Source organism: Paenibacillus suaedae, assembly GCF_032337355.1.
GTDB classification, from domain to species: domain Bacteria; phylum Bacillota; class Bacilli; order Paenibacillales; family Paenibacillaceae; genus Paenibacillus_B; species Paenibacillus_B suaedae.
Map to the genome: position 1 here is coordinate 411,885 of NZ_JAVYAA010000003.1, position 12,420 is coordinate 424,304.

Sequence of the window (12,420 nt, forward strand, 5' to 3'; positions counted from 1 at the left end):
ATTTCACGCATCGCAGCCTAACGGCTGCTCGGTCACTCGAAGTATTTTGAGGAGGCGGAATCAGGCAACAACCCTGCACTGGCTAACTGACCAGCGCAGCCAGCGACTATCTCGCATTAAAACGAGGTAAAACCAGCATAAATTTGTCATTCTAACGGGGCACGTCTGTTCAATGGAACGGCGACAGTCTAGGACTTTATTTTCTCGTCCTTAGCTGTCGCTGTTCCTATTTTTCAGGTCAGTCTATAACTTATTTTATGGAGTCTGGTGGTATGACAATTCGCAAAGGCGCATGGAATAAAGACACTTTTATTTTTAACTGACAGTATGAGTTTTGTTGCTGACGCGCTGAGCGTTAATGAATATTTTATCGGATTAGACAACATGGTTCATTCCAGTACAAATAGCGCTTTTTTGCTCCTCTTCACGATGCAAGAACAAACCGTCGACCAGCTGTTGGGAGAACCATTAATTATGTATCCGGATGGTTGCGATATACGCCAAGAAGCATGAAACAAAAACAGGGCAATCCCGGGAAAGGGATCTGCCCTGTCTATCTATTTATTGCTGAGCAAGTCTATCTCTCCGTTCATGCTCAGGCTCAATATGAATCAGTACTTCTGCCCGCTCGAAACTGCCCTGAATCGTATGCTCGATTTCATCACACAGATGATGCGCGGTTGCGATATCCATTCCAGAAGGTACCACGAGATGAAAGTCCACGTATTCAATAGGGCCGGAGCGTCTCGTACGAAAATCGTGAAACTCAATATACTTATCTTTGTGCAAGAGTATCAGCTGCTGAAGCTGCTGCTCTTCCTCTTCGGACAACCTAGCATCAATCAGGGGAGGAAATGATTCTTTCATAAGCGTGAATGCTTCCTTCATAATGTACACCGCAAGAAAGATCCCAATAATCGGATCTAAAATTGTCCACCCTGTCAGCGTTACGAGCAGCAAGCTTACACCTACGCCAAGTGACGTATACACGTCAGTAAGCAAATGCAGTGCGTTTGATTTCATCGCCACAGAATGCAGCTCATCTGCTGTCTTGCCAACCTTCCTCGCAACGACCAAGTTAATCCCGGCACCAATAAACATAACCGCGATTCCAAGATACGGCATCTCAATTTCTGCTGGCCGCAATAACTTATGAACACACTCATATATAATCCAAATGCCTGCAACGAAGATGAGCAGTGTTTCGATCGTACCGGAAATATTTTCAACCTTACCATGTCCATAGGGATGATTGCGATCCGCTGAACGATTCGATATGCGTACGGAGAAAAACGCAATTACAGACGCTGCCAAGTCCAAGGAAGAATGGATCGCCTCTGAAATAACGGCAATCGATCCCGTCAGAATTCCTACGACCAGCTTTAATATCACAACAGTTGTATTGCTAAGAACTGATAAAAATGCAACCTTTTGTCCGTTCAAGATCATCACCCTTACCATTATCATCAACTTATTCTTGCCAACATAGTCAACCATAGCAGATGAAAATCGAGTGGGTCTATAGAAACCTTTTTTCACGAAGTCAGATAAATAGGGGCAATTGAAAAAAGTTGATGCCATGCAAAAAGACTGGATCATACCATCATATTCCATATGGTGCGGCATTCCGTGCAGAAGTTGTGCTACTATATGGATATACTTGGACAAGGAGGCATCTTTGTGTCGAATGAAACTCGAATTATGGGAATACCTGTCCCTAAAATAACGATGACAGAGACTGTGCATATCATTAGCGATGTCATTCATACTGAGGGCATGGAGATTCAGCAATTGTTCCATGTAGTGACGCTAAATCCTGAGATTACGATGGCCTGCCAACAGGATAAGAACCTGCGAGCAATCATTGACGATGCCGGGCTGCTCACAGCTGACGGTATCGGCATCGTCATGGTATCTCGCTTGAAGGGCAATCCGCTTCCTGAACGGGTGACGGGCTGTGACTTATTATTCAATCTCTTAAGCGAAGGGAATCAGCGAAAGTGGTCTTTCTACTTGCTTGGTGCAGAAGAAGCTGTGAGTAAGAGAGCCGCTGAGGTTATCCAGGAGTCTTATCCTCATGTGCATATTGTAGGAAGGCATCATGGATTCTTCCATTCAGAGGACGAAGCCAAGATAGTCAACGATATTGCTGCCGTGAAGCCGGATGTATTAATCGTGGCACTCGGAGCACCTTACGCTGAACGGTGGATACATAAATACAAGCATCAGCTCCATTCCCGCGTAGCAATTGGCGTCGGGGGAAGTCTGGATATCGTTGCAGGGAAGGTCAAGAGAGCCCCTGCTGTGTGGCAGAAGCTGAATCTGGAATGGCTGCATCGGCTGCTTAATCAGCCGTCGAGATGGAAGAGACAATTGATTCTGCCGCGCTTCGCAGTCAAAGCTGTCTTGTACAAAGAAAATAAAGAATGAGCGGACATTAGGTTAGAATATATGTAAGAGCAACATTTCAAAATATGCCTTGTGCTATAACATAGTTGACCCTATACATAAGGAGATGAACTATGAACAGCTTACAAGGTAAAGTCGCCGTAGTAACCGGCGCTAGTCGAGGAATCGGACGTGCCATTGCACTGCGCCTTGCGCGTGAAGGAGCCTTCGTTGCGGTGCATTTCGGGAGAAGAGAAGAACTTGCTGAGGAAGTGGTACGGCATATTCAACAACAGGGTGGCTTGGCTTTTAAGATAGGCGCAGATATCAGTCAATTGAGCGGGATTCATGATTTATATAGGTCTCTAGACGACACTCTGCAGAAGCATACAGGGAGTAATCGCTTCGATATTCTGGTGAATAACGCTGGAATCGGCCAGATATTGAGCCTGGAAGAGGCAACGGAAGAATCGTTCGATGAAGTAATGAGCATCAATGTCAAAGGGCCTTTTTTCGTCATTCAACAAGCGCTGCCGCGATTAAATGATGGCGGACGCATCATTAATATTTCATCCTTTGTCACCCGAGCGGCGTCGCCAGTCGTCTTTACGTACAGCATGACGAAGGGGGCGATCAACACACTAACATCCGCTCTCGCTAAGCAACTTGGGAAACGCCAAATTACGGTGAACGCCATTCTGCCAGGGATCATTAACACAGAGATGAACGCCGGCACGTTAAGCCAGTCCGAAGGACAGAGGTATGCGGCTGGACTGTCGGCCTTCAACAGATGGGGAGAACCGGAAGATGTAGCTGATATAGCCGCATTTCTAGCTTCAGAAGATAGTCGTTGGGTAACTGGACAATTGATTGACGCGAGCGGAGGCTCACATTTGTAATAGCGCAAGCAATAAAAGAGAGGGATACCCACTTATCGCATATGGGCAGCGTGATCCGTTATGGACGCGCTGTTTTTTGTGACATGAGGCGAGATTGTGAAATTGACGCGATATTCATGATTTTGAAATATTTGATGTGATCGTACGCACTCGGGGGTGCTTCCCCATGTAGTATGTTGAAAATAGAAAATCATTTTGACAGGGGGAAGCGCAATGTTCTGTCATCAATGCGAGCAGACGCCGTCGGGCGGCTGCATGGTTGTCGGAGTGTGCGGCAAGGACGAGACGATTGCTAGTCTACAAGATACGATCGTGTTTGCGTTGAAAGGCATCGCGGCGTATGCGACGCATGCGCGGCAGTTGGGTTATGTCGATGAAGAGGTTGACGCGATTACGCATGAAGCGCTTTATATGACGTTGACTAACTCGAATTTCAACTTACAGGAGCATCTGGACATGGCGATGAAGGTAGGGGGCGCGGCGATCCGTATTATGGATGTGCTGGATCGGGCCTATACGGAGCATTTCGGCGTTCCGGTTCCGGTTACCGTCCCGCAGAACAAGATAGAGGGCAAGTCTATCGTCGTGACAGGGCATAACTTGTATGCACTGGAGGAATTGTTGAAGCAGACGGATGGCAAGGGCATCAACATTTACACTCATTCCGAGATGCTTCCGGCGCATGGTTACCCGGCATTGAAGAAATATCCGCACTTGAAAGGCAATATCGGCAAAGCCTGGTACGACCAGCGCCGTCTGTTTGAGCAATATCCTGGCGCCATCCTTGCGACGACGAACTGTGTAATGCCTATTAAGGGGACCTACGCCGATCGGTTCTTCTCCTATGACGTGGCTGGACTCGAAGGTGTGACCAAGATCGTGAACGACGATTTCTCGCCGCTGATTGAGCGTGCGCTAGTGCTGCCCGCGGCGGATGTGGAGAGCGAGCAGACATTGATAACGGGGTATCACCACGAGACGGTGCTCGGGCTGGCGCCGGAAATTATTCAAGCCGTTAAGGATGGCAAAATCAAGCGCTTCTTCGTCATCGCGGGCTGCGATGCGCCAGGCAAGGGCGGCGAGTATTACCGGGAGCTCGCGACATCACTACCGAACGATACTGTTATTTTGACGACCTCGTGCGGAAAATTCCGGTTTAATGATGTCGATTACGGTACGGTGGCGGATACAGGCATTCCTCGTTATATCGATCTGGGGCAGTGCAATAATTCCGGCTCCACGGTCAAGATCGCAGCTGCGCTTGCAGACGCCTTCGGCTGTAGTGTCAACGAACTGCCGGTGTCGATCGTGCTCTCATGGTTCGAGCAGAAGGCGGTTGCGATTTTGCTTGGCTTGTTCAGTCTGGGCATCCGTGATATTCGCATCGGGCCGAAGCCGCCGGAATTCATCTCGGAAGGCGTGATGAACGTTCTGACCGATCTGTTCGGCCTGAAGCTTATCGGGGATGCGCAGGAAGATATGAAGGCGATGCTCCGTCTTATCTAGATGGTGAATGAGATAAAGTATTTATAGCGTTAATTGATTGAGACGCGATCCCTTAAGGGGTCGCGTCAGACTTTTGACAGGACTTTGTCGAGTCTGAGAGAGGGGGGGATACCCTCTCTTTTTTATTGAACATGATGCCCTTGAGCTGCCAAGCTGCAACAAAGGATGAATGCCAATGACGGAACCATAAAACTAGCGTAGCTTGCCAGTCAGATCTATTGCATGCACGTCGCTATTCTACAGATGATTGATCGAGTATAATAGAATCATTAGATCGAGTTGGAGGAAGGGCATGGATCAGGTAACTTCACCTTATGGCAAGCACGCAATATACAACATATTTGTTGAGCTTATTCATCAACAGGAACAGCACGAGGATTTGATTCAGAAGCATATCGCTCATGAAATGAGAAAGCTAGGAGATGAATTCGACGAGGAACTGCAGCTGAATATCACAGAACTTCACGTTATATCCAGTATTGGGGAGCATGAACCTATTAATGTGACGGCGCTCGCGGAACGATTACGAACATCTAAAGCGACAGTATCTCGAATATGCTCCAAGCTCTTATCTATGGACATCATACGAAGAACCCAACTAAGCGATAACAAGAAAGAGGTCTATTTCCGCTTAAATCCCAAGGGAAGGAAATTGAATGTACTGCATGAGGATGTGCATCATGAACTGGAACAACGATTTCTGGATATTCTAGATCCCTATAACGAAGATGAGCTGCTTATCGTCCAGAAGGTGTTTCGGGACATTCTGAACAATTGGACATCCATACACAAGAATTTAGATACGCGAGGTTAGGTACTCCTATGAGAGCCCAGTCCATGAGCATGCGGACTGGGCTCTCGTCCTACAACAAGGAATTGCATTACTTAGCTGGTGCAAGTCTAGTCTGCTTGCTGCTGAGATTCAACGCTTTTCTGATCTTTCTTGCGAAGATCAATGGTTTCTCAATAGCCTCAATATTGACATAGACTAAGCGTGGACGTTCAAACAGCCATTCACTGTGTACAGACGATACGAGGATACCTTGCTCGCGAATAGCGGATAGGAAGCGGTTCGTTTCTTTTTGTAATAATGCTACTCTGCCTAGACATAAAGCTCTGCGTGTTCTCTTATTTAGGGATTCAAATGAAAATGAAGAGGTTACGCCGAATTTCTTTCCTAAAATAAATGCCCGAATCTGCTGACGAGATATCGTAGCTACGCATTTACCACCTGCAAATCCTGGTTGGCCACCAATGATCATTGCGAACTTTCGACAAAGACGTTCCTCACTGGACATCATGTATCGATAACCTCCTATGCGAACACAACTCAGAAACGCGTAATAACGTCAATAGACAAAAACAATGGTCGTTCTACATAAGTAAATACGTGGATGGAAGTTCATTATTATTTTGCCTGCTCCGATTGTCATAATTCTATTGTCAAGACAATGTATGTCTCTCGGAATAATGATGTCTAGGCACGTATCTCGATTGAGTTTCAAATGATTGGATTCAGCTTCAACGGGTATGGGAGCAATTTTACGGAGGTGAGTGCTCAAGGGATCGCAAATCTGGCGGAACAGGCTTAGGGCTGGCGATCTGCAGGCATATTCTTGAACTGCACGGAAGCACGTATGGGGTAGAGAACACGAAAGATGGCGTATCGTTCTATTTCACAGTAGATCAATCAATAGGTGAAGTGGGTGACAACAATGTACACGAATAAATCGCAATGGCTTCTTATTAGTCTTGTATTGTTCATGCTGCTGAGCGCATGCGGAACAACAGGAACAGCAGACTCAGGCAAGAACGCTCAACCAACGCCTGCAGCGAAGGAGAAGGTTAAGCAGGAAACTCCAATACTGGTTGTCGTCGACCAGACGACGTATCCAGGCCAATCCGAGCATCATTTTTATTTTCAAGTGGAGCAGCTCCCAAAAGGATATGCACTAGCCGAGATGAGTTGGAAATCAGAGAAGACAGACATTATCAATACGACAAAGCAAGCTATCGAACACGGTGGAAATGGGGAGGATGGCTTCTATATTAGCGGAAATGGACAATTTTCAGGATTTATCTATGACGAACAGTTAAAGGGGGAGAATGGTGAGGTCACCTTCGTATTCCGCAACGATGCTGGTGAAGAACGGAAATGGAAGAAGAAGCTCAAGTTGAAGTGAACAAACGCGAATGAAGTTCCGCATCAATAGCCGGAGTCAGGCAGTCAGTACTTGCTCCGGCTTCATTTACATTCATAACTGTAATCCGAATCTCTTCAGCTCAATGAATGTCCCTTCCAGTAGTTTGCCTCTCTCTGTTAGCGAATACTCTACGCGGGGAGGAACCTCAGGGTATACTTTTCTCATCACAATGTCGTGCTGCTCCAGTTCCTTCAATCGAAGCGAGAGTGTCTTCGGACTTATTCCATCCATTGCTTTCAATAAATCGCTAAACCGCATTGTTCCCTCGATCAACAAGTCACGAATAATCAAAAACGTCCATTTCGTACCAATTATATCAAGCGTTTTCGCGATAGGGCAGGTTTGACCAGGGGTTCCTTTTGTCAATGTTACAGGTTCAGATGGATGAAGCATGATCGATCCTCCTCAACAATTTTTAGATGTTACGTCCCATCATAACACAATACTTCCCTAACGGAAATAAGGTGAATAAAATATCAGTACTTCCTTAAAGAAATTATTGAGTATTATACTGTTCTTGCAGCCAATACTTCACACTCAAGGAGCTGAATCCGATGAAAAATATTCTGATTATTAACGGTCATCAACAATACCGTTCTTCTGAAGGGAAACTGAACAACACCTTAATGGAAAACATGGTTCGTGTGTTACGTCCACACCACAATGTCAATACAACAGTTATCCAAAATGGTTATAACATCGAGGAAGAACAGAAGAAATTTTACTGGGCCGATGTTGTCATTTATCAGACACCAATCTATTGGTTCAGTGTACCAGGTCTGCTCAAAACCTATATGGATGAGGTGTATGCATACGGTACATTCTTCACTGGTTCCGATCAATATGGTGAAGGTGGATTGCTGACAGACAAGAAATACATGCTCTCCACGACTTGGAACGCTCCATCCTCTGCATTTGAGAGTAATGATCAATTTTTTGAAGGGGAAGGCTTGGACAATGTGCTAAGTCACCTTCATCGCATACACAAGTTTCTCGGTATGAAGCCTCTAACAAGTTTCTCTTGTTACGATGTAGTTAAGAACCCGAACATTGATCACTATATTGCCAATCTTGAGCAGCACTTAATGGAGGTATTCACAGATGAATATGTTGCAGAATAAGAAGGTTGTATTTATCGGTGGCAGCTCCGGCATCGGACTTGAATCTGCTAAGCAAGCGATTGCTCATGGAGCTGAAGTAGTCATAGCAAGCCGTTCCGAGAACAAGCTGCAGCAAGCCAAGGAACAGCTTGGAATGAAAGCATCGGTTCAACAGCTTGACCTCACGATTGAACATGAGGTAGAGCAATTCTTCCAGAATGTTGGATCATTTGACCATCTTGTCGTAAGTGCGGCAGAGACGTCTGGCGGCCCGTTCCTGAAGACGGATACGAGTCAGGCAAGACAATTGTTCGAGAATAAATTCTGGGGACAATATTATGCAGTCAAATACGGCGCTCCAAAGCTGTCTCCTAATGGCTCAATCGTGTTATTTTCCGGCGTTGTTGCCTATAAATCGATGATCGGTTCATCTATTCTCGGCGCGGCCAATGCTGCTGTATCCAATATGGGGAAGACGTTAGCGTTGGAACTTGCGCCAATTCGGGTAAACGTTGTATCACCAGGAATCATGGATACACCTTCTCGAAGCAAGATGACGGAAGAAGCACGCCAGCAATTGTATGAATCGATCGCAAGCCGTCTTCCCGTACAGCGTGTAGGAACTCCAGAAGATGCTGCGCAGAGCGTAATGTATCTACTCACGAATTCATTCGTGACCGGTACCGTTATCCATGTAGATGGCGGACACGTATTAACGTAAAGCTCCATCATAAGCACTTTGCAGCATAATTTACAGACGAGAAACATAAAACCCCCCGGCATGAATGCCGGGGGGTTCATTGTATGATCAACATACAAATATTAGTATTGAAAAATTACTAGGTATATGTTACTATAGTGTGTGCTCTTAATTTTTACATGCAATTAAAATAAATCATATCATAGACTTTTTTCTTTGTCAATTATGAGTAATTCACTCACATACCGGAAAAAAACGGCTCGAATCCGTACGCATACTTTTAGGGGGGCGACAGTTTGACTAACGAAGAACACAATGAGCAAACTCATTCAGATGCAGATATTAATTTACTACCTCCAGGAGTCAAGATAGATGACTCTGTGCGGATGTATCTAAAGGGAATTGGCCGGGTTGGTCTTCTAAGCACCGAAGAAGAAGTAGATTTGGCTAAACGTATTGCAGAAGGCGATGAAGAAGCGAAGAAAATGCTTACAGAAGCTAACCTTCGCTTGGTCGTGAGCATTGCAAGACGGTATGCCGGGCGAGGCATGTCACTCTTAGATCTTATTCAAGAGGGCAACATGGGTCTGATTAAAGCTGTAGATAAATTTGATTATACAAAAGGCTTTAAATTCAGTACTTATGCCACATGGTGGATTCGACAAGCAATTACACGCGCAATCGCTGACCAGGCAAGAACGATCCGTATTCCTGTTCATATGATTGAAACGATCAATAAGCTTGTTCGTGTCTCCAGACAGCTGGTGCAGGAGCTTGGCAGAGAGCCTGAGGTAGAAGAGATTGCTAAGGAAATGGAATTGAGTGTAGAGAAGGTTCGCGAGATTATGAAGATCTCTCAAGATCCAATCTCACTGGAAACACCAATCGGGGAAGAGCACGATACCAAGCTTGGCGACTTCATCGAGGATCAGGACGCCCAATCTCCAGTAGAATCAGCAGCTTATGAGTCCTTGAAGACACAGCTAGGTGACGTCCTTGATACGCTCACTGAACGTGAAGAGAATGTACTTCGCTTGCGCTTCGGACTCGATGATGGTCGTACTCGGACATTGGAAGAAGTAGGCCAAGTATTTGGTGTTACGCGTGAGCGGATTCGCCAAATCGAGGCGAAGGCTTTGCGTAAGTTAAGACATCCGAGCCGCAGCAAACGCTTGAAGGACTACATCGAATAATGAAATGATATGCAAATGAATGAAGCTGCGTTACACTTCAACGGATTGGAGTGTAATGCGGCTTTTTTTCGTGCAGGCGTACAGGTTTTCATTAACAAGCATGAAAAGCAACAATTTGTAACAATGATTTGGGGAATATCATTTATTTTTCATCTGAACTTCATATTATCTTCATAAGTTTATGTTATTGTATGTTCGATAGAGCACGATAACGTACCCAAGCAAGTATACACATATTGCGTTTGCGCGTTGGGGTAAGGATATTTGGAGGAACAATGAACACCAGCATAGATCAGATTCAACAACTCGTACTCGCCGGAGATGAACGCGTATATACGAAATTATATATCGAATATCGTAGCTTGCTAGTTCAGCACGCTTATCGTTATGTCCGCAATCAACAAGATGCAGAGGATGTTGTACAAGAGGCGTATATTCGTATTTTCCGAAATTTGCATCGGTACAACTTTTCTTGCAAAATATGCAGCTGGATGAAGCTTATTGTAAAAAATCTATGCATTGATCTCATACGGCAGCGTACTCGTAAACCTGCCGTACATTTTACGGAGAACATTGCCTACGACAATCAAGAACAATCATTAATCGAAAGCCTGCAGGATCAGACTCAAGGACCTGAACAGCAAATTCTTGAACAAGAAGTTCAACACAACGTAATTAACATCGTGAATGAAATGCCCGATGCATATCGAGATGTGTTCCGGCTGCGTTACTTATCGGAATATTCGCTTGCAGAAATATCGAATGTCTTATCCCTTGAAATCAATACGGTGAAATCCAGACTGTTTCGAGGAAAGAAATATTTACGCAAACAGGTTGACAGTGGTGATATTTGTTCCTGACCAATTATGTAAATAGTTACAACTTATTTATCATTGACCATTCATCATTGGACATGTGTACAATAATAGATGACGGCTATTACGGATGACTCTCATCCCTCAGGAGGGCAATACTAGACGATGATCAGCTGTCATTACTCTTCAGGAGGTATCATTCATGATTCGCAAAGCTACACCAGAAGACAGCAAGTACATTATCCCATTGATGATGGAGGCGATCGGCACCATCGCCTATGAACTATCTGGAACTACGAACAGAGATGAGACGATGCGCATACTCGAGCAATTCTATAAGCAGTCCGACAATCGCTTGAGCTGGAAGAACAGTATGGTCTGGTTGCAAGAAGATGTACCTGTCGGCTATGCATTGGCTTATGCGGGGTACAAGCTGGTCGAATTGGATCGCCCATTGGAGGAACGTCTATCTACTCTTCAAGGCAATCCTGTTCAACTTATCAAAGAAACAGAAGGGGAAGAGTACTACTTGGATTCATTGGCTGTAGATTCTTCTCAGCGTGGATTAGGGATCGGAACGAAGCTCATGAAGGCGTTCGAATTAGAAGCAGCTCAATTCGGGTTCAGCATCGCCTCGCTGTTAGTGAACGTTGCGAACACGCGAGCGAAGCAATTGTATGAAGCACAAGGGTATACAGCAGATGGCAAGATCATAACAATTGCAGGGGAAGATTATGAACATATGGTGAAAAAGGTACAGTAACCTATACACGAATGCAGAAGAAGCGACAACTTAGTTGCAGTCACTTTGCGATTACTTACATCAGCTGCAGCACCTTGCACAGTTTAACAAGTTCATGTACTCCTCGGAATTGCTGGCGATTTCGATCATGGAGGCTGCGGATAGCATTTTCCGTCACTTTTTTGGCCTGCTCGATGCTGTGATGGTCAAGAGCATCTACAATTTCTTTCATGCTTTTGAGAAAATATAACGTACTGCGCAAGGTGCGAAGCAGCAATATTTTGCGGATATGCAGCGCGTTGAACATCCGATACCCGTTCTCGGGATTGCGTTCCGGGATGATTAACCCTTCCTTCTCCCAATGCCGGATGGCGGACGCGGCAACCCCTGTATATTCAGCAGCTTCGCCGATGGTCATTGGGCTCTTAAAGGTCTTATTCCCAATAGTCGGGAGGTCAATTTGCTCCAATACCGTTAATAATTGATCTGCCACAACCTTCTCCTGATGCAAGTTAGCCTGTTCCTCATTGACAAGCCAGAAGGCTTCGTCCACCTCTTCTTTCTGCATATGTTTGAGAACTGTACAAGTTAGCCCCACCCCAAAGCCAGGGAACATCGCACGAAGACATCGAAAATAAGCAAGATGTACGTCGGTGTACAACCTGTATCCATTCGCATCCCGATCCGGTGCAGGAATCACTCCCCATGATTCATAATGCCGAAGAGCACTCGTACTGATATGAAGTACCCTTGCGATATCCACAGGTTTGTAATACTGCATGTTTTTCCTCCTCAGCTAGTAATGACCTCAATGTATCAGATCGTTTCCCATAAAATCAAATCTTCTAGTAAAACCTTAAAGCACCGTGCTAA

14 protein-coding genes and 1 pseudogene are annotated in these 12,420 nt (G+C 45.3%); 11 read left to right on the top strand and 4 right to left on the bottom strand.

Annotated elements, in window-relative coordinates:
* Positions 1-561: 561 nt before the first annotated feature.
* The gene (locus tag RQP50_RS15155) at positions 562-1,449 is read right to left on the bottom strand and encodes a cation diffusion facilitator family transporter (RefSeq protein WP_072729645.1); all 888 of its coding nucleotides are present in this window, start codon (positions 1,447-1,449) and stop codon (positions 562-564) included.
* 231 nt (positions 1,450-1,680) lie between these two features.
* Here RQP50_RS15155 and RQP50_RS15160 point away from each other — a divergent pair, with 231 nt between their 5' ends.
* The 4 genes from RQP50_RS15160 (at position 1,681) to RQP50_RS15175 (ending at position 5,607) form a co-directional block, all read left to right on the top strand.
* Positions 1,681-2,430: a WecB/TagA/CpsF family glycosyltransferase gene (locus RQP50_RS15160; RefSeq protein WP_315745907.1), complete on the top strand. Its 750-nt coding sequence runs from the start codon at positions 1,681-1,683 to the stop codon at positions 2,428-2,430.
* A 92-nt stretch (positions 2,431-2,522) separates the two neighbouring features.
* Positions 2,523-3,287 (top strand): SDR family oxidoreductase, encoded by a 765-nt coding sequence (locus tag RQP50_RS15165; protein WP_315745908.1) that lies wholly within the window; start codon positions 2,523-2,525, stop codon positions 3,285-3,287.
* A gap of 213 nt (positions 3,288-3,500) precedes the next feature.
* A complete protein-coding gene (gene hcp / locus RQP50_RS15170) occupies positions 3,501-4,793 on the top strand; it encodes a hydroxylamine reductase (RefSeq protein WP_315745909.1) in 1,293 nt (430 codons plus the stop codon).
* Between the two features lie 292 nt (positions 4,794-5,085).
* Positions 5,086-5,607, top strand: a complete 522-nt coding sequence (locus RQP50_RS15175; protein ID WP_315745910.1) for a MarR family transcriptional regulator — start codon at positions 5,086-5,088, stop codon at positions 5,605-5,607.
* 67 nt (positions 5,608-5,674) lie between these two features.
* On the opposite strand, the gene RQP50_RS15180 is transcribed toward RQP50_RS15175, so the two are convergent.
* Positions 5,675-6,094 carry a DUF1259 domain-containing protein gene (locus RQP50_RS15180; RefSeq protein WP_139295348.1) on the bottom strand — a complete coding sequence of 140 codons (420 nt, stop codon included), beginning with the start codon at positions 6,092-6,094 and terminating at the stop codon, positions 5,675-5,677.
* 215 nt (positions 6,095-6,309) lie between these two features.
* On the opposite strand from RQP50_RS15180, the pseudogene RQP50_RS15185 reads away from it, so the two are divergent.
* Positions 6,310-6,522: pseudogene (locus tag RQP50_RS15185) on the top strand (ATP-binding protein); the annotation flags it as partial.
* Positions 6,509-6,976: a hypothetical protein gene (locus RQP50_RS15190; protein ID WP_315745911.1), complete on the top strand. Its 468-nt coding sequence runs from the start codon at positions 6,509-6,511 to the stop codon at positions 6,974-6,976. The pseudogene RQP50_RS15185 and the gene RQP50_RS15190, both read left to right, overlap by 14 nt.
* A gap of 72 nt (positions 6,977-7,048) precedes the next feature.
* On the opposite strand, the gene RQP50_RS15195 is transcribed toward RQP50_RS15190, so the two are convergent.
* A complete protein-coding gene (locus RQP50_RS15195) occupies positions 7,049-7,390 on the bottom strand; it encodes a winged helix-turn-helix transcriptional regulator (protein WP_021252394.1) in 342 nt (113 codons plus the stop codon).
* A gap of 161 nt (positions 7,391-7,551) precedes the next feature.
* On the opposite strand from RQP50_RS15195, the gene RQP50_RS15200 reads away from it, so the two are divergent.
* The 5 genes from RQP50_RS15200 (at position 7,552) to RQP50_RS15220 (ending at position 11,568) form a co-directional block, all read left to right on the top strand.
* Entirely contained in the window at positions 7,552-8,118 is a 567-nt protein-coding gene (locus tag RQP50_RS15200) for an NAD(P)H-dependent oxidoreductase (RefSeq protein WP_315745912.1), read from the top strand.
* Positions 8,105-8,818 (top strand): SDR family oxidoreductase, encoded by a 714-nt coding sequence (locus RQP50_RS15205; protein ID WP_072729643.1) that lies wholly within the window; start codon positions 8,105-8,107, stop codon positions 8,816-8,818. The genes RQP50_RS15200 and RQP50_RS15205 overlap by 14 nt, the downstream gene beginning before the upstream one ends.
* Before the next feature lie 275 nt (positions 8,819-9,093).
* Positions 9,094-9,990: an RNA polymerase sigma factor RpoD gene (gene rpoD / locus RQP50_RS15210; RefSeq protein WP_021262698.1), complete on the top strand. Its 897-nt coding sequence runs from the start codon at positions 9,094-9,096 to the stop codon at positions 9,988-9,990.
* 275 nt (positions 9,991-10,265) lie between these two features.
* The gene (locus RQP50_RS15215; protein WP_315745913.1) at positions 10,266-10,850 is read left to right on the top strand and encodes an RNA polymerase sigma factor; all 585 of its coding nucleotides are present in this window, start codon (positions 10,266-10,268) and stop codon (positions 10,848-10,850) included.
* Between the two features lie 157 nt (positions 10,851-11,007).
* Entirely contained in the window at positions 11,008-11,568 is a 561-nt protein-coding gene (locus RQP50_RS15220; protein ID WP_072729595.1) for a GNAT family N-acetyltransferase, read from the top strand.
* Between the two features lie 55 nt (positions 11,569-11,623).
* On the opposite strand, the gene RQP50_RS15225 is transcribed toward RQP50_RS15220, so the two are convergent.
* Complete coding sequence (locus RQP50_RS15225; RefSeq protein ID WP_315745914.1) at positions 11,624-12,328, bottom strand: MerR family DNA-binding transcriptional regulator; 705 nt, start codon at positions 12,326-12,328, stop codon at positions 11,624-11,626.
* Positions 12,329-12,420 lie beyond the last annotated feature (92 nt).

What these genes read in the sequence shown, in the direction of transcription:
- RQP50_RS15190 (WP_315745911.1), top strand. Translation starts at nt 6,509, where the DNA reads ATGTACACGAATAAATCGCAATGGCTTCTTATTAGTCTTGTATTGTTC.
- RQP50_RS15220 (WP_072729595.1), top strand. Translation starts at nt 11,008, where the DNA reads ATGATTCGCAAAGCTACACCAGAAGACAGCAAGTACATTATCCCATTG.
- RQP50_RS15180 (WP_139295348.1), bottom strand. Translation starts at nt 6,094, where the DNA reads ATGATGTCCAGTGAGGAACGTCTTTGTCGAAAGTTCGCAATGATCATT.
- RQP50_RS15225 (WP_315745914.1), bottom strand. Translation starts at nt 12,328, where the DNA reads ATGCAGTATTACAAACCTGTGGATATCGCAAGGGTACTTCATATCAGT.
- RQP50_RS15200 (WP_315745912.1), top strand. Translation starts at nt 7,552, where the DNA reads ATGAAAAATATTCTGATTATTAACGGTCATCAACAATACCGTTCTTCT.
- RQP50_RS15195 (WP_021252394.1), bottom strand. Translation starts at nt 7,390, where the DNA reads ATGCTTCATCCATCTGAACCTGTAACATTGACAAAAGGAACCCCTGGT.
- RQP50_RS15215 (WP_315745913.1), top strand. Translation starts at nt 10,266, where the DNA reads ATGAACACCAGCATAGATCAGATTCAACAACTCGTACTCGCCGGAGAT.
- RQP50_RS15205 (WP_072729643.1), top strand. Translation starts at nt 8,105, where the DNA reads ATGTTGCAGAATAAGAAGGTTGTATTTATCGGTGGCAGCTCCGGCATC.
- RQP50_RS15175 (WP_315745910.1), top strand. Translation starts at nt 5,086, where the DNA reads ATGGATCAGGTAACTTCACCTTATGGCAAGCACGCAATATACAACATA.
- RQP50_RS15155 (WP_072729645.1), bottom strand. Translation starts at nt 1,449, where the DNA reads ATGATCTTGAACGGACAAAAGGTTGCATTTTTATCAGTTCTTAGCAAT.
- hcp (WP_315745909.1), top strand. Translation starts at nt 3,501, where the DNA reads ATGTTCTGTCATCAATGCGAGCAGACGCCGTCGGGCGGCTGCATGGTT.
- RQP50_RS15165 (WP_315745908.1), top strand. Translation starts at nt 2,523, where the DNA reads ATGAACAGCTTACAAGGTAAAGTCGCCGTAGTAACCGGCGCTAGTCGA.